The 21194-nt window shown below is 69.8% G+C and carries 18 protein-coding genes; 1 reads left to right on the forward strand and 17 read right to left on the reverse strand.

Annotation, left to right across the window (positions count from 1 at the left end; genetic code table 11):
- Window positions 1-7: 7 nt before the first annotated feature.
- From M3330_RS01260 to M3330_RS01290, 7 genes are all read right to left on the reverse strand, one after another.
- Complete coding sequence (locus tag M3330_RS01260) at window positions 8-1510, reverse strand: SLC13 family permease (RefSeq protein WP_006551462.1); 1503 nt, start codon at window positions 1508-1510, stop codon at window positions 8-10.
- Window positions 1507-2169, reverse strand: a complete 663-nt coding sequence (locus tag M3330_RS01265) for a response regulator transcription factor (protein WP_219130318.1) — start codon at window positions 2167-2169, stop codon at window positions 1507-1509. The genes M3330_RS01260 and M3330_RS01265 overlap by 4 nt, the downstream gene beginning before the upstream one ends.
- Window positions 2166-3764 (reverse strand): cell wall metabolism sensor histidine kinase WalK, encoded by a 1599-nt coding sequence (locus M3330_RS01270; protein WP_255026736.1) that lies wholly within the window; start codon window positions 3762-3764, stop codon window positions 2166-2168. Before M3330_RS01270 ends, M3330_RS01265 begins: the two co-directional genes overlap by 4 nt.
- On the reverse strand, window positions 3754-4146 hold the full coding sequence (locus tag M3330_RS01275; protein ID WP_247848940.1) for a hypothetical protein: 393 nt from the start codon (window positions 4144-4146) through the stop codon (window positions 3754-3756). The genes M3330_RS01270 and M3330_RS01275 overlap by 11 nt, the downstream gene beginning before the upstream one ends.
- A gap of 104 nt (window positions 4147-4250) precedes the next feature.
- Window positions 4251-5732, reverse strand: coding sequence for an RsmB/NOP family class I SAM-dependent RNA methyltransferase (locus M3330_RS01280; RefSeq protein ID WP_006551458.1), 1482 nt, complete (start codon window positions 5730-5732; stop codon window positions 4251-4253).
- Window positions 5729-6649, reverse strand: a complete 921-nt coding sequence (fmt, locus tag M3330_RS01285; RefSeq protein ID WP_024100791.1) for a methionyl-tRNA formyltransferase — start codon at window positions 6647-6649, stop codon at window positions 5729-5731. The genes M3330_RS01280 and fmt overlap by 4 nt, the downstream gene beginning before the upstream one ends.
- 183 nt (window positions 6650-6832) lie before the next feature.
- Window positions 6833-7864, reverse strand: coding sequence for a triacylglycerol lipase (locus M3330_RS01290; RefSeq protein WP_255026740.1), 1032 nt, complete (start codon window positions 7862-7864; stop codon window positions 6833-6835).
- A 384-nt stretch (window positions 7865-8248) separates the two neighbouring features.
- On the opposite strand from M3330_RS01290, the gene M3330_RS01295 reads away from it, so the two are divergent.
- The gene (locus M3330_RS01295; protein ID WP_255026742.1) at window positions 8249-8761 is read left to right on the forward strand and encodes a hemerythrin domain-containing protein; all 513 of its coding nucleotides are present in this window, start codon (window positions 8249-8251) and stop codon (window positions 8759-8761) included.
- 38 nt (window positions 8762-8799) lie between these two features.
- Here M3330_RS01295 and M3330_RS01300 read toward each other — a convergent pair whose 3' ends face one another.
- From M3330_RS01300 to M3330_RS01345, 10 genes are all read right to left on the reverse strand, one after another.
- The gene (locus M3330_RS01300) at window positions 8800-10818 is read right to left on the reverse strand and encodes a primosomal protein N' (RefSeq protein WP_039587137.1); all 2019 of its coding nucleotides are present in this window, start codon (window positions 10816-10818) and stop codon (window positions 8800-8802) included.
- Between the two features lie 17 nt (window positions 10819-10835).
- Window positions 10836-12050: a methionine adenosyltransferase gene (gene metK / locus M3330_RS01305; protein ID WP_255026744.1), complete on the reverse strand. Its 1215-nt coding sequence runs from the start codon at window positions 12048-12050 to the stop codon at window positions 10836-10838.
- A gap of 134 nt (window positions 12051-12184) precedes the next feature.
- Window positions 12185-13468 (reverse strand): bifunctional phosphopantothenoylcysteine decarboxylase/phosphopantothenate--cysteine ligase CoaBC, encoded by a 1284-nt coding sequence (coaBC, locus tag M3330_RS01310; protein WP_255026745.1) that lies wholly within the window; start codon window positions 13466-13468, stop codon window positions 12185-12187.
- Complete coding sequence (gene rpoZ / locus M3330_RS01315) at window positions 13465-13767, reverse strand: DNA-directed RNA polymerase subunit omega (protein ID WP_006551452.1); 303 nt, start codon at window positions 13765-13767, stop codon at window positions 13465-13467. Before rpoZ ends, coaBC begins: the two co-directional genes overlap by 4 nt.
- A 76-nt stretch (window positions 13768-13843) precedes the next feature.
- A complete protein-coding gene (gene gmk, locus M3330_RS01320; protein WP_041803328.1) occupies window positions 13844-14395 on the reverse strand; it encodes a guanylate kinase in 552 nt (183 codons plus the stop codon).
- Window positions 14396-14459: 64 nt separating this feature from the next.
- The gene (gene mihF / locus M3330_RS01325) at window positions 14460-14780 is read right to left on the reverse strand and encodes an integration host factor, actinobacterial type (protein ID WP_006551450.1); all 321 of its coding nucleotides are present in this window, start codon (window positions 14778-14780) and stop codon (window positions 14460-14462) included.
- A gap of 429 nt (window positions 14781-15209) precedes the next feature.
- Window positions 15210-16052, reverse strand: a complete 843-nt coding sequence (gene pyrF / locus M3330_RS01330) for an orotidine-5'-phosphate decarboxylase (RefSeq protein WP_255026746.1) — start codon at window positions 16050-16052, stop codon at window positions 15210-15212.
- Window positions 16049-19393 carry a carbamoyl-phosphate synthase large subunit gene (gene carB, locus M3330_RS01335; RefSeq protein ID WP_255026748.1) on the reverse strand — a complete coding sequence of 1115 codons (3345 nt, stop codon included), beginning with the start codon at window positions 19391-19393 and terminating at the stop codon, window positions 16049-16051. The genes pyrF and carB overlap by 4 nt, the downstream gene beginning before the upstream one ends.
- On the reverse strand, window positions 19393-20577 hold the full coding sequence (gene carA / locus M3330_RS01340) for a glutamine-hydrolyzing carbamoyl-phosphate synthase small subunit (RefSeq protein WP_006551447.1): 1185 nt from the start codon (window positions 20575-20577) through the stop codon (window positions 19393-19395). The genes carB and carA overlap by 1 nt, the downstream gene beginning before the upstream one ends.
- Before the next feature lie 117 nt (window positions 20578-20694).
- The gene (locus tag M3330_RS01345; protein ID WP_071934878.1) at window positions 20695-21186 is read right to left on the reverse strand and encodes a transporter; all 492 of its coding nucleotides are present in this window, start codon (window positions 21184-21186) and stop codon (window positions 20695-20697) included.
- Window positions 21187-21194 lie beyond the last annotated feature (8 nt).

Raw genomic sequence — 21194 nt, forward strand, 5'->3', positions numbered from 1 at the left:
ACAGGGATCAGACGAACAGCGACAGGCCGAGCAGCGGCCAGACGAACCACGCGAACAACAGGACCAGCGCGGCGAGGAGCGGGCCGAGCCGCGCTGCCAGGCGCAACAGGTCGGAGGTCGAGTAGGTGGATGTGCCGGGCACGTCCGCGAACAGCGTCACGGGCTTGGCCGACGACGGCAGGGTGTGGCAGAAGCCTGCGGCGGCCGTCGAGACGAAGGCCGCGGCGAGCGGATCGACACCTGCGCTCGGGGCGAGTGCCACCACGACGGGAACGAGAACGGCGGAACGGGCCGAGCGCGACTGGATGACCAGGTGCGCCGCAGCGGAGATCACGACCACGACGACCACGAACAACGGACCGGCACCCTCTCCGCGCGAGGTGAGCGGGCCGAAAGCCGTCGATGCGAGCCAGTCCGCCGCGCCGCTCGTCGTCAGCGCGGTACCGATCGACAGCGTTGCCGCCATGAACAGCAGCAGAGGCCACGGCACGGTCTTCAGCGCAGGCGCGAGACGCACGGAGCCGTACCGCGGGGAGGTCGCGACGAGCGCACCGAGCAGCGCCACCACCGCCGGGTGGATGCCGTGTACGGGTTCGGTGCACCACAGCACCATCACCACGACCAGCAGAAGGGCGGCGCGGGATTCGGCGACGGAGAGCGGCCCGCAGACCGGGGTGTCGGCCTGCGCGCCGATGTCGGCGGCGGTGACGGTGAGGCGTCCGCGCCGATCGTCGGTGGAGGTGAACAGCAGCAGCACCAGTTCGGCGGCGGCGTGCGACGAGACGATCGCCAGCGGCAGGCCGAGGATCATCCAGGTCGCGAAGTCGAATCCGGTGCCGGTCGCCGTGACGAGGATCTGCGAGGTGATCAGGTGCGCACCGGCGCCGAGCAGCGACGCCACCGCCGACAGCAGGATCACCGTGGGGAAGAGCAACGCGAGTGCCCGCACCAGTCGTGGCCGGTCTGCGAGGACCGTCGCGAGCGCGACGAACACCGGGAGCACCAGTGCGGCGCGACCGGAAGTCGACGGGACCGCGAACGCGGTGACGATCAGCGCGGCCGTCACCAGGTGCACGAGCGCCCGCGGGCTGTGCGCCCCCGTCACCAGGAAGGCCGCGCCCCGCGTCGCCAAACCCGAGGACGCGACACCGGAGGCGATCACGAAAGCGGACAACAGGAGCCACACGACGTCGTCGCCGAGGGTCGCGAACAGTGCCTCCGCGTCGATGACCCCGACGACCGTGAGGGCCGCGGCAGCGCCGAGCGCCACATAGGTGTCGTCGATCCTCGTGAACACCCACAGCCAGACGGCCACGACGAACACGATCATGGTGACGGCGGCCGGAGGCGTCAGGTCGGGGTCGGTGCGCGTGAGATACACGAGGAGACCGACGGTGCCGGCGAGTATCCCGACCGCGACGATCCGGCCGGGCGTCGGGGCGGTGTGTCTGCGCGGCGGACGCTGCTGTGGCGCAACGGAGCTCGGCGGGACGGTGGCGTGGAAGGTCATCGCAACCGGTACCCCGCTCCGCGGATCGTCTCGACCCGGTCTCCCCCGATCTTGTTGCGCAGTGCGCGCACGTAGACGTCGACGACGTTGGACGCGGGATCGAAGTCGTATCCCCACACGTGCCCGAGGATCTGTTCGCGGGAGAGCACCTGCCCGCGGTGACGCAGGAAGACCTCGAACAGGGCGAACTCGCGGCTGGTGAGATCGGCGCTCTCCCCTGCGATCTCGGCGCGTCGGGCCCGCGGGTCCAGAGCCATGTCGCCGTCGCGGATCACCGCTGCCGGATCGGCAGCCGAGCTGCTGTCGCCGATGCGCAACCGGATGCGGGCGAGCAGTTCGGCGAACTGGAACGGTTTGCTCACATAGTCGTTGGCACCGCCCTCGAGCCCCGCGACGGTATCGGTGACGCTGTCTCGCGCGGTCAGCACGATCACGGGGGTCCGCACACCTTCACCGCGCAACCTCTCGAGGACGGTGAAGCCGTCCATGCGGGGCAACCCGATGTCGAGGATCACCAGATCGAAGGCGCCACTGCGAGCGAGCATCAGGGCGGTCTCGCCGTCGGTGGCGTCGGTGGTGGTGTATCCCGCTGCGCGCAGCCCCTTCTCGAGGAAGGCGGTGATGCGGGTGTCGTCTTCGGCGATGAGGATTCTGCTCACTGCGATGCGGTCCTTCGAGTCTCGGCTGTACCGGGGGAACCGGTCGTGCCGGTCGTGCCGGTCGTGCCGGTGGTTCCTGCAGGGTCTCGTAGGGGGAGGTCGATGCCGAAGGTCGCGCCGTGCCCGACCGCGCTCTCGACCCAAGCCGAGCCGTGGTGCGCGTCGGCGATGGCGCGGACGATGGCGAGTCCGAGACCTGCCCCGCCTCGTTCGGCGGCGGGTCCGTGCCGGTCACCGGGGACGGTGCGTCCGCGGCGGAAGCGTTCGAAGATGCGTGCCGCGTCGTCCGGAGCGACCCCGGGTCCGGTGTCCCGGACCCAGATCCGGAGGTGCTCGGTGCCGTTGTGCTCGACGAAGACGGATCCGAGCTGGATGACGTCCCCAGGGTGGGTGTGCGTGACGGCATTGGTCGCGTACTGCAGCGCGGCCTGGGTGACGCGTTGGGCGTCGATGTCGGCCATGCCCTCGGCGATCTCCATGAGCTGCCAGTCGCGGGTGCCGAGCATCTGCGCCTTGGCCTCGACGTCGAGCATGAGGTCGGTGGCGTCGACCGGTCGTCGCTGCACGAAGTCGGGGCGCTCGGCCTTGGCGAGGACGAGCAGGTCGGTGACGATCCGCGCCATCCGGTCGAGTTCGTCCTCGACGAGCCGGATCGTCTCCTCGCGCGTCGCGTCGTCGGCGTGACCGAGATCCATGAGTTCGAGGTGCCCGCGGATCACGGTGATCGGTGTCCGCAGTTCGTGGCCGGCGTCGTCGACGAACTGCTGCTGCGTGGTGTAGGCCTGTTCGAGGCGGTCGAGCATCGAGTTGAAGGTCTGTGCCAGTGCGGCGATGTCGTCGCGTCCGTGCACGGGCACCCGACTCGTCAGATCCTTCTCGCCGATGGCGGCGGCCACCTCGCGCACCTGGCGGATCGGGGCGAGGATCTGTCCCGCGACCAGCCAGCCGATGATCGCCGTGAGACCGAGGCCGCCGATCGCGACCAGTCCGATGGTGCGGGCGGTGTCGGCGACCTTCGCGCGCTGCTCGGCGGTGAACACGGCGACGATCAGCGCGCCCCGGTCGTCGCCGGAGGTGACGTCGGCGCGGGCCCAGCGCATCTGTCCACCGTCCACCTCGTGGACGCCCGAGCCGGTGGGGGCGTTGAGGATGCGCTCGAACATCACACCGTCCTCGGTGAGGTTCGCCGGCAGGTCGGGCCGGTCCACCGCGATACGGCGGTCGAAGAGCAGCGAACCGTCGACGACGCCGACGATCACCTCGCCCTCCGAGGTGTGCTGGCGGTTGAGATAGACCTCGAGCATCCGCTCCACGGAGGTGAACGCGAACGTCGTGGTGGGGTCGACGCCCTCGGCGGCGAATGCCCGGAATTCGTCGATCTCCTGAGTGATGTCGGCATTCGCATCTCGGTCGACGTGGTTGAGGAGCAGCACCCGCGCGGTGACGACGACGGCGACGAGCGCGACGGCCGTGGTCAGCAGGATCCAGCTGAGGATGCGCCACCGGGCAGGGAGAGCGGATCCGCGACCGGGGTGAGGGATGCGGAGGTGACCGGCGCGCTCCGTCCCGGCCGGCTTCCCGGACTCAGTCGTCATCGTCGTCCCAGTCGTCGTCCCCACTGTCGTCCCAGTCGTCGTCCCACTCGACCTGAGGGGTCGGCAGGGGCTGACGCGCGACGTCGGACCAGCCCGGATCGGGAACCGGGGCCGGCACGACGGCAGGCGGGGATGTCTGCGTGCCGGGGACCGACGGTGCGGACGCCGACTCCTGCTCGGGTTCGGGTCGTACCTCGGGCGCCTCGGCCCCGGGGGACGGCGCCGCGGGCTCGGTCGTGGTCGGCACGACGGAGACGGTGACCGATGCATCACCGATCTCGGGGGAGCCCGCCGGTCGTGTCAGGGCCTGGCTCCCCCACGCGAGGGCCGCCGGGATCAGCAGCAGCGCTGCGATCACGAGCATGCGTTTCATCACCGGCATGGAGAACAGCATCCTGCACCGGAGTGAATCGATCGTGAAGACCGGATGAGAAGACTTTCATCTTCCCGGCGCCGGACACGACGATCCGTGTCCGGCGGTCGCGATCAGCGCTCGGGTTTACGCAGCGCAGCCATGAACATGGCGTCGGTGCCGTGGCGGTGCGGCCAGAGCTGGACTCCCGGCCCCTCCCCGACCTGCGGCACGCCGGGGACGAGTTCGCGGGTGTCGAGCTGTTCGACACCGTGGCGGCGCACCGCGTCGGACACGACGGCGACGGTCTCCGAGACGTGCGGTGAACACGTCGAGTAGAGCACCACACCACCGGGACGCAGCAGTCCGATCGCCGATGCGAGCAGTTCCTTCTGCAGCCGCACGAGTTCGGCGACGTCGCCGGGTTGCCGTCGCCACCGCGCCTCGGGACGCCGACGCAACGCGCCGAGACCCGTGCAGGGTGCGTCCACGAGGATCCGGTCGTAGCCCGGTTCGAGTCCGGGCTCGCGCCCGTCGGCGATGTGCACGGTCACCGGCAGGTCGCGGGCGGTCTTGCGGACGAGTTCCGCGCGGTGGTCGACCGGTTCGACCGCGTCGACGGCGAACCCGTCGATCGCGGCGATGGCGCCGAGCAGCGCCGCCTTTCCGCCCGGTCCCGCGCACAGGTCGAGCCAGCGGCCCCGGTCCTCGCCGACGAGGGGTGCGAGGGTGAGGGCACGTGCGACGAGCTGGCTGCCTTCGTCCTGGACTGCGGCCATGCCTTCCCGGACGGGTTCGAGGCGGCCGGGGTCGCCGTGCTCGAGGTGCACCGCATAGGGCGACCACGGTCCGAGCTCACCGCCGGTGACGAGCGCGAGTTCCTCCGCGGTGATAACCCCGGGCCGGGCGACGAGGTGGACGATCGGGCGCGCGTCGTCGGCGGCGAGGACGTCGGCGAGTTCGGAGGCATCCGATCCGAGCGCGTGGGCGAACGCTTGCGCGATCCACAGGGGGTGCGCGTATCGGAAGGCCAGGTGACCCACCGGGTCGCGGTCCGGGTCGGGGGCGAGCAGCGTGATCCACTCCTCCTCCGAACGCTCACCCACACGACGAAGCACCGCGTTGACGAAACCTGCTCGGCCCGATCCGAATTCGGCCCGGACGAGGTCGACGCTCGTGGCGACAGCGGCGTGCGGGGCGACGCGCGTGCGCAGCAACTGGTAGGCACCCAGACGCAGTACGTCGAGCAGCGCGCCGTCGATCTCGTCGACGGGACGGTTCGCGGCGTCGGCGATCACGGCGTCCAGCAGGCCTCGCGCGCGGGCCGCGCCGTAGGTGAGCTCGGTGGCCAGGGCGGCGTCGCGCGCGTCGAGATGCCGCTCCCGGAGCAGCGACGGGAGAACGAGATTGGCGTAGGCGTCCCGTTCGCGCACGGCGCGCAGCACGTCCCGCGCGGCGACACGTGCGGGGTCGGCGGGAGGCTTCCACGGTCGGGGGGCGTGTTCGGACGCCGGATTGCGGTTCGGCTTCCCACCGCCGCTGCGACCCCCGCGACCTGCGGGGTTCCGTCCTCCGGCATTGCGCTTGCCCCGCGGGGGCCTGCCGGATTCGCTCATCGCGCACGCACCTTCGGGTCGAGACGGGCGCCGCGCGCCCAGTCCGTGGCTGTCATCGCCTTCTTCCCGGGCGGTTGCACCGTCCCGAGCCGGACGGCAGTGGTAGCGGTACCGACGAGCACGCCGTCCTTGCGGATGTCGAGCTCACCGGGTTCGAGGGTCTCGTCGGTCACCGTCACGGGACCGATCTTCACGCGCAGGTCGCCGATCATCGTCCACGCACCCGGAGCGGGCGTGACGGCGCGAATTCGCCGGTCGACGACGTGTGCGGGGAGTGTCCACTGCACCTGGGCGGCCTCGACGGTGACCTTGGGCGCGTGCGAGACACCGTCGGCCGGCTGCGGTGCGGGCGTGAGGATGCCGTCTTCGAGGCCGTCGAGGGTGGATTCGAGCAGCGTCGCACCGACCTCGGCGAGGCGGCCGAGCAGGTCGCCGGCGGTGTCGGTGGGACGGATCGTCTCGGTGACGACGCCGTAGACCGGACCGGTGTCGAGGCCGGCCTCGAGCCGGAAGGTGCTCGCTCCGGTGATCTCGTCACCGGCAGCGATCGCCGCCTGCACGGGCGCCGCGCCGCGCCAGGCGGGCAGCAGCGAGAAATGGAGGTTCACCCATCCGTGCACAGGGATGTCCAGGACGTCCTGCGGGATCAGGGCGCCGTAGGCCACCACGGGGCAGCAGTCGGGTGCGAGTTCGGTCAGTCGCGCGACGAACTCGGGGTCGCGCGGCGAGCGCGGCGTGAGGACCTCGATGCCGTGTTCGTCGGCGATCTGCCCCACGGCGGATCGCACGACCTTCCGGCCGCGACCGGCGGTGGTGTCGGGGCGGGTTACTACCGCGACGACCTCGTGGCGTGACTCGATGAGGCGGAGCAGCGACGGGACGGCGGGTTCCGGTGTTCCCGCGAAGACCACGCGCATGTCAGAGCACCGCCGAGCAGGAGGTGGGGTGCGCTGCGTGTGGACTGTGCGGGGATTTCACGGATGCTGCTCCAGTTTTCGACGGCGAGGACCTCTCACAGTCTAGGGAGTCGACGTCGTGCGACCTGCATCACCGCGCCGGGTAGCCGCTTCACCGATGTCGCTGCCGTAACGGGGTGGAGCTCAGGTGTTGGACTGGAGGATCAGTTCGGGGATACCGGTGCCGAGCGCGACGGTGGTGCACTCCCCGATCGCGTACCGGCCGGGGTCGAGCGCGTGCCGCGCGAGCTGCAGAGAGAAGGGGTCGTAGACCATGTTGAAGTGACCGGTCAGGTCCTGCGGGCACAGCTCCTGGATCACGTGGTTGACGGCGCCCTCACCATGGAGTGCGACATTGCCGGCGGGCTGGATGACCTCGTCGACCTCGCTACCGATGGTCGTGTAGCGCACGCCGGGCACGGTGTCGGTGGGTGTGTTGAGTTCGGTGAGCAGTTCCGACCCCTGAAGCTGCTGCACGAGGGCGACGGAGAACTCGCCCTCGACGATGTCGGTCGCTCCGGGCAGCGCGGCGACGGCGGCCCCGATGCCGTAGAAGGTGCCTCCGTAGCTCGGCGACGCGATCCCCACCCACCGGTCGACGACCTCGGCACCCCCGAGTTCGTTGATGTAGTAGCGGGCCACCGTGGCTCCCTGTGAGTAGCCGACGACGTCGACCTCCTCCGCACCGGTGGCGTCGAGGACCTCGGTGACGAACTCACCGAACTGTGCTGCGGAGACGCGGATGTCGCCCGTGCCGTAGTCCTCGGCACCGTCGGCGAACCCGTAGTTCAGGGCGAATACGCACCAGCCTGACGCGGCGAGCAGCGGTGAGAGAGCAGCGAAGTCGGAGTAGGCGTTGGAATCGGTGCCGTGCGCGAGCACCACCGGATGAGGGCGCTCCTCGGACGGCACGCACGCGAAGTCGTTGCTACCGGCGGGGGCGACATCGGGGTTGTTCTCGGCGTATTCGGCCGCTTCGGCGTGCCCGGTGGCCACCGGTCCCGCCGGGACGGGCACGCTGCTGTACGACCCTTCCCCGAGACCGAGGATCGGTCCGTCGTCGGACGGGAGCGGCTGCGCCGCCGCTGCGCCCACAGTCAGTGCCGCTGCACCCACAGTCAGCATCGCGACGACACACGCTCCGACGACACCACCGACACTCCGCCCGGCACCCATTCGTCCGCCCTCTCCTCCTGCGCCTCCCCGGCACCTACGGAAGTAGATCGGTCACAATCACCGGCTCCGTTACTGTGACAAATAATATCCCCGGCAACGCGTGTCGCTGTCGTCCGTATGTACGGCAGCAGCCGGCGGGTCTTGCTCTCGGTCCATGCCGGATCGACACTGGGAACAGCCTCCGTCGACGGACACTCCACCGATCCCGACGGATCCGCCGATACCCGAATCATGGGAATCGCGCACTCCGCCCTCCGCCGCGACCTCCTCCGCATGAGGTCGCCACCTCGACGAAGACATGGCAGCAGACCCACCGAGTGGCTCTCGCCCACCACGTGTTGTGGATGATGGATTTCCTTCACCATCACCACTGGTCCGAGGACCGTGGGCTCTATCCCCGTGGTGCAGTGCAATCCCGACGCGGCACCGCTCGTGGAGAGGATGAACGCCGACCACCGCACCATCGAGCCTGCGATCGCCCCAGTCGAGGAGGCGGCACGCGATCTCCGCGCCGACCACCCCGGCTCCGGCGAAGCACTCGGTGCAGCACTGTCCCGCTTGTCCGAGGTTCTGCTCCCCCATCTCGAACGTGAGGAGCGGGAGATGATGACACTGGTCCCGACCAGCATCACCGACGCGCAGTGGCGCGCGTGGGACCAGGAGTTCAGTATCGAGCCGAAGGGGATGCAGCAGCTCGGCAAGGAAGGAACTGGCTCATCGACGGTCTCGACGACTCCTCGCGCGATCACGTCGTGCACCTCGTGCCGCCCGTACCGCGTTTCGTCCTGCTGCGCATCCTGGACATTCGACATTCGACATCGCCACGACTTCGCGGCGCTGTGGAAGGGTACGGACGCCGCACCCATTCCGTCGCAACCGATTCCGAAAGCGGCCTAGGCCGGCAGCGGAGATCCGCGCCCCCCTCCGCGGCCGGGTCAGCCGATACGCGGCGGATCCACCTGAACCCGCAGCGGACCGTCCGCGCGACGCGCCGTGCGGGTGGCCTGGGCGTCGCGCAGGGCGCGACCGAGTGCGCGACCGCGCTCGCGTGCGACCCGCACGATCATCCGGTGCACGTCCTCCGGTTCGGGTCCTTCGGATCCGAACGGCAGTCGTTGCCCCGGCGGGAGCGGCACGGGCCCGAGCACCTCGGCTCCATCGGGCAGGTGTGTGGCCTCGAGCAGTTCGGCGACCGCCGCGGACGACCCGTCGATCGCGGCCATGTGGACCGCGGGCGGGAAACCGACCTCGGCTCGTTCGGAGACCTCGGACTGGGCGTGTCCCACGGGATCCCAACGCACGAGTGCCTGCACGGTGGGGATCCCGGAATCGGCGACGACCACGACCTGTCCCCCGTCGGCGAACGACCGTACGAGCGCCGATGCGGTGAGCCAGCGGCGCATCGCCTCCTCGGTGGCGCGCAGATCGGCACGGCCGAGCAGGGCCCACCCGTCCAGGAGCAGCGCCGCCCCGTAACCGCCCTCGGCGACGGGTTCGGCGCCCACGGTGGAGACGACGAGCGACGCCGAACCGGGCACGGTGTGCTTGACGTCGTTGCCGCCGGAGGTCACGACCGGCACGCCCGGAAAGGCGCGGCCCAGTTCTTCGGCGGTGCGGGCCGCCCCGACCACCACGGCCCGCAACGAGCGCGCGCCGCACGCGTGGCAGCGGTGACGCGCATCGGCGACACCGCACCAGCGGCATGCCGGGATCGCGGCACCGTCGGGACCGGCCGCCGTGGGCAGTGCGAGCGGGCCGTTGCAGTGCCGGCAGCGGGCGGGTGCCCGGCACTTTCCGCACGCGAGCGCGGGCACGTATCCGCGCCGCGGTACCTGTACGAGCACCGGGCGGTCGACCGCGAGAGCGGATCGGGCGGCGGCGAACGCGATGGCAGGCAGTCGCGCGGCACGCGCGGCCGGATCCCGTGCGAGTGCGTGGTCGCTGTCGGCGAGGGCCGTGACCTTCGGCGCGCACGCCCGTACGACGTCGCGGGGTGCCACGAGATCGTGTGCCCAGCCGGCCTCGACGAGCGCCTGGGTCTCCGCGGTGCGGGCGTGCCCGGCGATCACGATGGCGGCACCGACCGCGTGGGCGCGCAGAGCAGCCACTTCGCGGGCGTGCGGATACGGGGACCGTGGTTCGCAGTGCAGGTCGTCGCCGTCGTCCCACACCACGAGGAGCCCGAGATCGGGGGTCGGGGCGAAGACGGCGGCCCGGGTCCCGACGACGATGCGCGCGGATCCGCGCAGCGCCGCAAGCCAGCGTCGATACCGCTCGGCCGGTCCGAGGCCGGCGGCGAGGCCGACGACGTGATCGGCCCCGGCGACGTCTGCACACGCCTTCACGAGACGGTCGAGGTCACGCTGGTCGGGAACGACGAGCACGGCCGCCTTCCCCGAGGCGAGGGTCAGTGCGGCGAGTTCGGCGAGCCGTCGGGGCCAATCCTCACCGGGCAGCGCCTGCCAGGACGCGCGCGGGGCGCGGCCGCCGCCGAGCGCTTCGAGGAAGTTCTCGCCGTGCCGGTACCGGCCCCACGCGGCAGGATCGATCTCCGGAACAGGCGGAGGTTCCGGTGGGCGCGACGCCTCGGCTTCGACACGTGCGTGTCGCGGAGGTACCGCCAGACGCAGCACGTCGGCCCGGGTCCCGGCATAGCGGGTCGCGACTTCCTCTGCCAGAGCAGCGATCTCGGGCGTGAGGACCTGCTCGGACGAGACGACGCGGTCGAGTCGGCCGAGCTTGCCGGTGTGATCGCTCGTCGCGGCGCGTGCGAGCAGGAAACCGTCGACGAGACGTCCGGCGAAGCGGACGCGGACGCGGACGCCCGGACGGGCGTCCGCGTCCAGGTCGCGCGGGATCAGGTAGTCGAACTCCCGGTCGAGGTGCGGAACCGGTAGCAGCGGGAGAACCCGCGCAACCGGATCGACCTCGGCGGCGTCGAAATCAGCAGCCACCCGGGCCCGATCGGAATCTACAGACCGGCGGCCGCGCGCAGCTTGTCGGCGCGGTCGGTGTTCTCCCACGGCAGGTCGATGTCGGTACGGCCGAAGTGGCCGTACGCAGCGGTCTGCGCGTAGATCGGGCGCAGCAGGTCGAGGTCACGGATGATCGCTCCCGGGCGCAGGTCGAAGACCTCGCCGATGGCCTGCTGGATGCGGGCCGGGTCGGTCTTCTCGGTGCCGAAGGTCTCGACGAACAGACCCACCGGAGCAGCCTTGCCGATCGCGTAGGCGACCTGCACCTCGATGCGGTCGGCGAGACCGGCGGCGACGGCGGTCTTGGCGACCCAGCGCATCGCGTAGGCGGCCGAACGGTCGACCTTCGACGGATCCTTGCCGGAGAACGCGCCACCACCGTGGCGGGCCATGCCGCCGTAGGTGTCGACGATGATCTTGCGGCCGGTGAGGCCGGCGTCGCCCATCGGGCCGCCGAGGACGAACGATCCGGACGGGTTGACCAGCAGACGCACATCGGCCGTGTCGAGATCGGCCAGGTTCGGGTCGGCGAGTACCGCGTCGACGACGTGGGTGCGCAGATCCGGCGTGAGCAGGTTGTTCAGATCGATGTCGGCGGCGTGCTGCGTCGAGATGACGATCGTGTCGAGACGGACGGGCTTGTCGCCGGCGTACTCGATGGTGACCTGGGTCTTGCCGTCGGGACGCAGGTACGGCAGGACCGCAGACTTGCGGACCTCGGTGAGCCGGCGCGACAGGCGATGTGCGAGGGAGATCGGCAGCGGCATGAGTTCGGGCGTATCGGAGCAGGCGTAGCCGAACATCAGGCCCTGGTCGCCGGCGCCCTGGCGGGCGACCTCGTCGTCGGTGAGCACACCGCTGCGCGCCTCGTGCGAGACGTCGACGCCGCCGGCGATCTCGGGCGACTGCGCGCCGATCGCGATGTTGACACCGCAGGAGTTGCCGTCGAAGCCTTTCGACGACGAGTCGTAGCCGATCTCGAGCACCCGATCGCGGACGATCTTGGGGATGTCGGCGTATGCCGAGGTGGTGACCTCACCGACCACGTGCACCTGGCCCGTGGTGACGAGGGTTTCCACCGCTACCCGGGCACGAGGATCCTCGGTGAGGAGCGCGTCGAGAACCGAGTCGCTGATCGCGTCACAGATCTTGTCCGGATGCCCTTCGGTCACGGACTCACTGGTGAAAAGACGACCGCCGGTCTTGCTCACGAAACTCCCTCTCGACTGTGCGCCAGGCGCTGGACGGACAAACCGTATGGAGCATGCGCTCCCCGATCGGGTCGGCAGGACCCGATCGCAGTGCCGACGCTACTGCTCCGCAGGCGTCGGCGCGAGTATTGAAATCACCCGATTCTGCTGCGTTCCGCCAGCAGAGGTCCCAGCGCGTCGAGCACGCGGCTGGCCATGAGGGCCTTCGACCCGTGGGCGAGGGCGGTTTCCGAACCGTCCGCGGACAGCAACCAGCCGTTGTTGTCGTCGACCTCGAAGGCCTTGCCTTCGCCGACGGCGTTGACGACGAGGAGATCGCATCCCTTGCGGGCGAGCTTCTCGCGGGCGTAGGTGAGCACGTCTCCGTGTTCGTCGCCGGTCTCCGCTGCGAACCCGACGATGACCGTCTCGGCGGACAGACCGCCTTCGGCACGCGCTCGGACGAGACCGGCGAGGATGTCGTCGTTCTTCGTCAGCGCGATGGAGTCGGGTTCGCCCTCACCCTTCTTGATCTTGCTGGTCGCGAAGGTGGAGGGCCGGAAATCGGCGACGGCCGCGGACATGATGACGGCGTCGGCACCCGAGGCGTGCTTGGCGACGGCGTCCTGCATCTGCGCGGCCGTCTGGACCCGCACGACGTCGACCGCGGCCGGGTCGTCGAGACCCGAGATGCTGCCGGCGACGAGCGTGACGTCGGCGCCGCGCTGAGCAGCGAGACGGGCGAGTGCGTAGCCCTGCTTGCCGGACGACCGGTTGCCGAGGAAGCGCACCGGATCGAGGGGCTCGCGGGTACCTCCGGCGGACACGACGATGCGGCGACCGGCGAGGTCGCGGGGTAGCGCGTCGGCCCGCTCGAGCAGCAGCGAGGCCAGATTGAAGATCTCGTCGGGTTCGGGCATCCGCCCGGCACCGGTGTCCTTGCCCGTCAGGCGACCGGACGCCGGTTCGACGACCACGGCACCGCGGCGACGCAGCGTCGCGACGTTGTCGACGGTCGCGGGATGCTCCCACATCTCGGTGTGCATCGCGGGCACGAACATCACGGGGCACCGCGCGGTGAGCAGGGTGGCCGTGAGGAGGTCGTCGGCGCGACCCGCGACCGCCCGCGCCATGAGGTCGGCGGTGGCCGGAGCGATGACGACGAGGTCGGCCTCCTGGCCGAGCCGGACGTGCTGCACCTGCGGCACCTCGGCGAACACACCGGTCTGCACGGGGTTGCCGGAGAGCGCCTCGAAGGTGGCGCGACCGACGAATTGGAGGGCGGACTCCGTCGGGACGACCCGCACGTGGTGTCCGCTCTCGGTGAAGGCCCGGATCAGTGCGCAGGACTTGTAGGCGGCGATGCCACCGGCGACACCGACGACGATGCGGCCGCGCTGCACGGATCCGGCCTCGCCGCTCGAAGCGGGGTTGCTCACTCGCCTTCGGTGTGCTCGAGCAGATCCGAGTGGATCTCGCGCAGGGCGATCGACAGCGGCTTCTCCTGCAGACCCGGCTCCACGAGGGGGCCGACGTACTCGAGGATGCCGTCGCCGAGCTGGTTGTAGTAGTCGTTGATCTGGCGTGCCCGCTTGGCGGCGTAGATCACCAGCGCGTACTTCGAGGAGGCGCGCTCGAGCAGCTCGTCGATAGGCGGGTTGGTGATACCCGTGGGGGTGTCGTAGACCGGAAGGGTGTTGCCCTCGAGGTCGGTCGCGGCTGCCTGGATGCTGCTCACTCGGTGTTCTCCTGAGAGGTCGCGGGATGGGAGGGCGCCGGAACCGGCAGCCGGATGCGCTCGAGGCGCGGACGGATCAGTCGGCTCCGGGTCCAACCAACAAGGATACCAATTCATCGCAGGCCCGGTCGACATCGTCGTTGACGATCACGACGTCGAACTCGTCCTGCGCGGCCAGTTCGCTGCGGGCGGTATCGAGCCTGCGAGCGACGACCTCGTCGGTTTCGGTGCCTCGGCCGGTGAGGCGCTCGACGAGCACCTCCCAACTGGGCGGGGCGAGAAAGACGAGGACCGCGTCCTGCATCGCCGCACGGACGGCCCGCGCTCCCGCGAGGTCGACCTCCACGAGCACCGGATGCCCCTCGGCGAGTGCGTCGAGCACCGGTTTGGCCGGAGTACCCGATCGCTGCAGGCCGCCATGGATGTCGGCCCATTCGAGCAGTTCACCGGCTTCGATCATCCGGTCGAACTCGGCGCGGCCGACGAAGTGGTAGTCCACCCCGTCCACCTCACCCGGTCGCGGGTCCCGGGTGGTGGCCGAGACACTGAAGTGCAGATCCGGGATCCGGCTCCGCAGAAGGCGTACGACGGTCGACTTACCCACCGCGGAGGGTCCGGCCAGTACCACCAGCCGGCCCCTCCGCGTTGCGGGTGCGCTGTCCGTCACGGGTCGTGCGTCAGCTACCACGTGCTCAGGCGTCGAAATCGAACCTGGCGAGCAGGGCCTTGCGCTGACGGTCGCCGAGGCCGCGCAGACGGCGGGTCGGGGCGATCTCCAGCTCGGTCATGATTTCCTGCGCCTTGACCTTGCCGACCTTCGGCAGGGCCTCGAGCAGCGCCGACACCTTCATCTTGCCGAGGATCTCGTCGTTCTCGGCGTCCTTGAGCACCTGCTTGAGGTCGGTGCCGCCGCGCTTGAGGCGCTCCTTGAGCTCAGCCCGGGCACGACGGGCAGCAGCCGCCTTCTCCAGAGCAGCGGCGCGCTGCTCATCGGTCAGCTGGGGAAGGGCCACGGTTCCTCCGTCTCATCGTTGGCTTTCGAGTCTTCACCGCTGTAACCAGCGGCGATAGCGACCGTACTCACGACCACCGACGAATGCGAACCCACCCCCCGGCGATCCGCTCGAAAATCCGTGCGGTAGTGCACGCCGTTCCCGCAGTGGATCCCGCACCCCCCGATCGGCGTCCAGGCATCGCCACGAACTGCCCCAACAGAGAAAAACCCCAGGTCACCGGTAATCTGCTGCGACGGAGGGGGACGCATCGGGTCGGGCGGCTCCCCTACTCACCGGCCCACTGTTCCGGCGCCTCGGCGGGCCGAGAAATTTTTTTCCCATTCCGCGTGTCGCGCCACTCCGAGCGCAGGTCAGAGTGCATACGAGCGGTATGTACGACTCGTGCCCGGACCGCGCGTGGCGATCCGGGCACGAGAGTCGAACGTCTCAGTTCGTCAGGAAGGCGAAGCCGTCCAGGGTGCGGGCGACGGCGGCCCGCAGGTCGGCGACGGACGGGCCGGCCCGCAGCACGTCGCGTGAGACGTTGGGCACGACCGCCCGCAGGTGGTCGCCTGCGAGTCGTCGCACGTCGTCGGCGGTGCCGCCCTGGGCCCCCACTCCGGGCATCAGGATAGGCCCGTGAAGGTCGAACAGGTCCGGCGCCTCGGTAAGGGTCGCACCGACCACCACACCCACGGAGCCGAGCCCTGCGGCCCCGTCCGTGCGGGCAGCGCTGTTGCGATCAGCGCACTCGTCCACCACGGCCTGCGCGACGGTGCGCCCGTCGTCGAGCCGCGCGCGCTGGAACTGGGCACCCTCGGGATTGGAGGTCGCCGCGAGCACGAACACCCCGCGGCCCGTTCCGGCGGCCAGATCGAGCGCCGGGGCGAGCGAACCGAACCCCAGGTACGGGGAGACGGTCACCGCGTCCGAGCACAGCGGAGAGCCGTCCGACAGCCAGGTGCGCGCATAGGCGTCCATCGTGGAGCCGATGTCGCCGCGCTTGGCGTCCGCGAGGACGAGCACCCCCGCATCCCCCAGGTCGGCGATGGTGCGTTCGAGCACCGCGAGACCGGCGGAGCCGTAGGCCTCGAAGAACGCCACCTGCGGCTTGACGACCGCGACGGTGTCGCCGAAGGCCTCGACGCACAGTTCACTGAACCGGGCCAGGCCGTCGACGTCGTCGGCGAGCCCCCACGCGGTGAGGAGCCCCGGATGCGGGTCGATGCCCACGCACAGCGGCCCGCGGCGCCCGAGAGCGTCCGCGAGTCGCTGCCCGAAGGGCGTCACGCCTGTTCGGCGGGCACGCCGCGCAGCCGCGCGTGCATCCGCTGGATCGAGCTGACTCCGATCTCGCCGCGCAGTGCCGCCTCGATACCCTGCACGGCCGCGGAGGCACCCTGCACCGTGGTGACGCACGGGATGTTCGCGGCGACCGCCGCGCTGCGGATCTCGTAACCGTCCACGCGCGGACCGGCGTTGCCCCAAGGGGTGTTGATGACCATGTCCACATCGCCGGCGCGGATACGGTCGACGACGTCGAGTGCGCCTTCCGGCTTGTCCTCGCCGGAGACCTTGTGGACCTGCTCGCACGGAACACCGTTGCGGCGCAGCACTTCTGCTGTTCCCACGGTGGCCATGATGTGGAAGCCCAGGTCGGCGAGGTGCTTGACCGGGAAGATCATCGACCGCTTGTCCTTGTTCGCGAGCGAGACGAAGACCGTGCCGGAGGTCGGCAGGGAACCGTAGGCGGCGGTCTGGCTCTTCGCGAACGCGGTTCCGAAGTCGTCGTCGAGGCCCATGACCTCACCGGTGGACTTCATCTCCGGGCTGAGCAGGGTGTCGATGCCCGTGCCGTCGGCACGCCGGAACCGGTTGAAGGGCAGCACCGCTTCCTTCACCGCGACCGGTGCGTCGAGCGGAATGTCGCTGCCGTCGCCCTCGGCCGGGAGGATGCCCGCGGCACGCAGCTCGGCGATGGACTCGCCGAGCATCACCCGGGCGCAGGCCTTGGCGAGCTGCACCGCGGTCGCCTTGGAGACGAACGGCACCGTTCGGGAGGCACGGGGGTTCGCCTCGAGGACGTAGAGGATGTCGTCCTTGAGCGCGTACTGGACGTTGAGCAGGCCCTTGACGCCGATGCCCTTCGCGAGCGCGGCCGTCGAGCGGCGCACGTTCTCGATGTCGGCGCGGCCCAGAGTGATCGGCGGCAGTGCACAGGCCGAGTCGCCGGAGTGGATGCCGGCCTCCTCGATGTGCTCCATGATCCCGCCGATGTACACGTCGGTGCCGTCGCACAGCGCGTCGACGTCGATCTCGACGGCGTCGTCGAGGAAGCGGTCGACGAGCACGGGGCGGTCGTCGGAGATCTCGGTGGCGTTGGAGATGTAGGTCTCGAGCGCCTTCTCGTCGTAGACGATCTCCATGCCGCGACCACCGAGCACGTAGGACGGGCGCACCAACACCGGGTATCCGATGCCGGCGGCGATCTCGCGCGCACCCTCGAAGGTGGTGGCCGTGCCGTACTTCGCGGCCGGCAGGTCGGCCTCCTCGAGCACGCGCCCGAACTCACCGCGATCTTCCGCGAGGTCGATGGCCTCGGGCGAGGTACCGACGATCGGCACCCCGGCGGCCTTCAGGCGACGCGCCAGGCCGAGCGGGGTCTGGCCGCCCAGCTGGACGATGACGCCGGCGACGGTGCCGGACTCGCACTCGGCGCGGTAGACCTCGAGGACGTCCTCGAAGGTCAGCGGCTCGAAGTACAGGCGATCGGCGGTGTCGTAGTCGGTCGAGACCGTCTCGGGGTTGCAGTTGACCATCACGGTCTCGTAGCCGGCCTCCGACAGCGTCAGCGCGGCATGGACGCACGAGTAGTCGAACTCGATGCCCTGACCGATGCGGTTCGGGCCGGAGCCGAGGATGAGCACCTTGGGCTTGTCGCGCTGCTCCGCGACCTCGGACTCGGCCGCGGGGTCGAGCTCGTAGGTCGAGTAGTGGTACGGCGTCTTGGCCTCGAACTCGGCGGCGCAGGTGTCCACGGTCTTGTAGACCGGGTGGATGCCGAGCTCCTGACGCAGGGCGCGCACCTCGTCCTCGGAGGCGAACTGCGCCGGGCGCAGGGCCGCGATCTGCCGGTCGGAGAAGCCGTGGTGCTTGGCGTAGCGCAGCTCGGTGGCACCGAACTGCTCGGCGTTGCGGACGTCCTGGCCCAGCTCGACGATGTGCGCGAACTGCTCGAGGAACCACGGGTCGATCTTCGTGGCGTCGAAGAGCTGCTCGACGGTCGCACCGAGCTCCAGGGCCCGGGCGATCCGGTAGAACCGGCCGTCCGTGGGGGTGCGGATCTCCTCGAGGATCTCGTCGAGGGTGCCCTCGATCTCGGGGCCCGTCCAGAAGCCCGCGGACTTCGTCTCGAGCGAACGCAGCACCTTGCCGAAGGCCTCGGCGAAGTTGCGGCCGATCGACATGGCCTCACCGACCGACTTCATGGTGGTGGTGAGGGTGCCGTCGGCGCCGGGGAACTTCTCGAAGGCGAACCGCGGGGCCTTGACCACGACGTAGTCGAGGCTCGGTTCGAAGCAGGCCGGGGTCTCCTTGGTGATGTCGTTGACGATCTCGTCGAGCGTGTAGCCGATGGCGAGCTTGGCGGCCATCTTCGCGATCGGGTAGCCGGTGGCCTTCGATGCGAGGGCCGACGACCGCGACACGCGCGGGTTCATCTCGATGACGACGAGCCGGCCGTCGCGCGGATCCATCGCGAACTGGATGTTGCAGCCGCCGGTGTCGACACCGACCTCGCGCAGGATGGCGATCGAGAGGTCGCGCATCTTCTGGTACTCGCGGTCGGTGAGGGTCATCGCGGGAGCGACGGTCACCGAGTCGCCGGTGTGCACACCGACCGGGTCGACGTTCTCGATCGAGCAGACGATGACGACGTTGTCGGCGCCGTCGCGCATGAGCTCGAGCTCGTATTCCTTCCAGCCGAGGATGGACTCCTCGATGAGCACGTTCGCGGTGGGCGAGGCCGCGAGGCCGCCACCGGCGATGCGCTCGAGGTCGGCGTCGTCGTAGGCCATGCCGGAGCCGAGGCCACCCATCGTGAAGGAAGGGCGCACGACGACCGGGAAGCCGAGTTCGGCGACGGTCGCGCGGACCTCGTCCATCGTGTAGCAGACGGCCGAGCGGGCGGACTCGCCACCGCACTTGGCGACGATGTCCTTGAACTTCTGCCGATCCTCGCCGCGCTGGATCGCGTCGAAGTCGGCACCGATGAGTTCGACGTCGTACTTGTCGAGGATGCCGCGCTCGGACAGCGCGACGGCGGTGTTGAGGGCGGTCTGGCCGCCGAGGGTCGCGAGCACCGCGTCGATCGGGGTGCCGTTGGCCTGCTCGGTCGCGATGACCTTCTCGACGTAGTCGGCGGTGATCGGCTCGATGTAGGTCGAGTCGGCGAACTCGGGGTCGGTCATGATCGTGGCCGGGTTCGAGTTCACCAGGGAGACGCGCAGGCCCTCCTCGCGGAGCACCCGGCACGCCTGGGTGCCCGAGTAGTCGAACTCGCAGGCCTGTCCGATGACGATCGGGCCGGACCCGATGACCAGGACGTGGGAGAGGTCGGTACGGCGTGGCATCAGTTCTTCTCTCCCTCGAGCATGCGGGTGAAACGATCGAACAGGTAGGCGGCGTCGTGCGGTCCGGCCGCCGCTTCGGGGTGGTACTGCACGGAGAAGGCACGGCCGTCGAGGAGCTTGACGCCCTCGACCGCACCGTCGTTGGCGCAGGTGTGGCTGACGACCGCGCGACCGAACGGTGTGTCGAACTCCTGGCCGGCCTCACCTTCGAGCGCGAACCCGTGGTTCTGCGCGGTGATCGCGATGCGGCCGGTCTCGTGCTCGACCACCGGGATGTTGATACCGCGGTGACCGAACTTCATCTTGTAGGTGCCCAGGCCGAGTGCGCGGCCGAGGATCTGGTTGCCGAAGCAGATGCCGAACAGGGGCAGACCCTGGCCGAGCACCTCCTTGGTCAGGTGCACCGCGCCGTCGGCGGTCGCCGGGTCGCCCGGCCCGTTGGACAGGAAGACGCCGTCGGCCTTCAGGTCGAGGATGTCGTGCAGCGTCGCGGTGGACGGCAGCACGTGCACACGGATGCCGCGCTGGGCGAACATGCGCGGGGTGTTGGTCTTGATGCCGAGGTCGATGGCCGCGACGGTGAAGCGGGCCTCGCCGTCGGTCGGTTCGACGACGTAGCCGGAGGTGGTGCTCACCTCGCCGGCGAGGTCGGCGCCGAGCATCGAGGGCTGGCTCTTCACCCGGTCGAGCAGGACGTCGATGTCGAGGTCGTCACCCTTCCAGGCGAGGGCGTCGCCGGAGAAGATGCCGGCGCGCATCGAACCGCGGGTGCGCAGGTGCCGCACGAGTGCGCGGGTGTCGATGCCCGCGAGACCCACGATGTTCTGCCGCTCGAGTTCGTCTTGCAGCGAGCCGGTGGCACGCCAGCTCGACACGCGACGCGAGGGGTCGCGGACGATGAAGCCGGCCACCCAGATCTTGGACTCGGCGTGATCGCCGGTGGGGCCGACGGACTCGTTGTCCTCGTGGTTCCAGCCGGTGTTGCCGATCTGCGGTGCCGTGGCCACCACGATCTGCCGGTGGTAGCTGGGGTCGGTGAGGGTCTCCTGGTAGCCGGTCATGCCCGTGCTGAAGACGGCCTCGCCGAGGGTCTGTCCGACCGCACCGAAGGGGATGCCGCGGAAGACCCGTCCGTCCTCGAGGACCAGCACAGCCGTGCCGCCGCCGAATGTTCTGCCGCTCATGCGTTGTCTCCGTTCTTATCGACCGCACCAGAGCCGGCCGCACGGGCTGAGATCTCGCGTGTCGTGATCGTCGTGTTGTTCGTCGTGATCGTCATCGTCGTTGTGATCGTCACCGTCTCAAGATTTTTCGTCCGACCCGCTCGTCCAGAGCGGGTAGATCGACTTGTCGTCCCCGCGGAAGCCGGTGTCGACCTCCGTTCCCGAGGGCAGCTGCCAGCGGATGACCAGCACCCCGTCCTGGGACATGACCTTGCCCGCCAGACCGCGTTCGGTGCGGATCGCGCGGATCGAGTCCTGCGGGATCCAGATCGGGGATGCGCCGTCGCGTTCGAGCAGGGCACCGGATCGGTATCGGGTCAGTTCCGCGTTGGCGCGGTGGCCGAGATCACCGACCGCGATGCGGTCCTGCCAGCTCGGCGCGAGCGTGCTGCCGACGTACAGACCGGTGGTCGGCTCGACGAGCCGCTCCCCCAGCTCCGCGGGCACGGTCGGCAATTCGCCGACGGCGTCCTGCTGCCGGCGGGCGCGTCCCTTCCAGCCCTTCCACATCAGCAGGACGAGCACGACCCACAGCGCGAGGAAACCGACGGTGAGAAAAAGGCGATCCATGCCGGTTC

Source organism: Rhodococcus sp. GA1 (genome assembly GCF_024321955.1).
Lineage (GTDB): Bacteria > Actinomycetota > Actinomycetes > Mycobacteriales > Mycobacteriaceae > Rhodococcus > Rhodococcus pyridinivorans.

Bases quoted from the DNA above. Each gene is read 5' to 3' on its own strand.
- M3330_RS01260 (WP_006551462.1), bottom strand. From the start codon at position 1,510: ATGACCTTCCACGCCACCGTCCCGCCGAGCTCCGTTGCGCCACAGCAG.
- M3330_RS01270 (WP_255026736.1), bottom strand. From the start codon at position 3,764: ATGACGACTGAGTCCGGGAAGCCGGCCGGGACGGAGCGCGCCGGTCAC.
- M3330_RS01275 (WP_247848940.1), bottom strand. From the start codon at position 4,146: ATGCCGGTGATGAAACGCATGCTCGTGATCGCAGCGCTGCTGCTGATC.
- M3330_RS01280 (WP_006551458.1), bottom strand. From the start codon at position 5,732: ATGAGCGAATCCGGCAGGCCCCCGCGGGGCAAGCGCAATGCCGGAGGA.
- fmt (WP_024100791.1), bottom strand. From the start codon at position 6,649: ATGCGCGTGGTCTTCGCGGGAACACCGGAACCCGCCGTCCCGTCGCTG.
- M3330_RS01290 (WP_255026740.1), bottom strand. From the start codon at position 7,864: ATGGGTGCCGGGCGGAGTGTCGGTGGTGTCGTCGGAGCGTGTGTCGTC.
- carB (WP_255026748.1), bottom strand. From the start codon at position 19,393: ATGCCACGCCGTACCGACCTCTCCCACGTCCTGGTCATCGGGTCCGGC.
- carA (WP_006551447.1), bottom strand. From the start codon at position 20,577: ATGAGCGGCAGAACATTCGGCGGCGGCACGGCTGTGCTGGTCCTCGAG.
- M3330_RS01345 (WP_071934878.1), bottom strand. From the start codon at position 21,186: ATGGATCGCCTTTTTCTCACCGTCGGTTTCCTCGCGCTGTGGGTCGTG.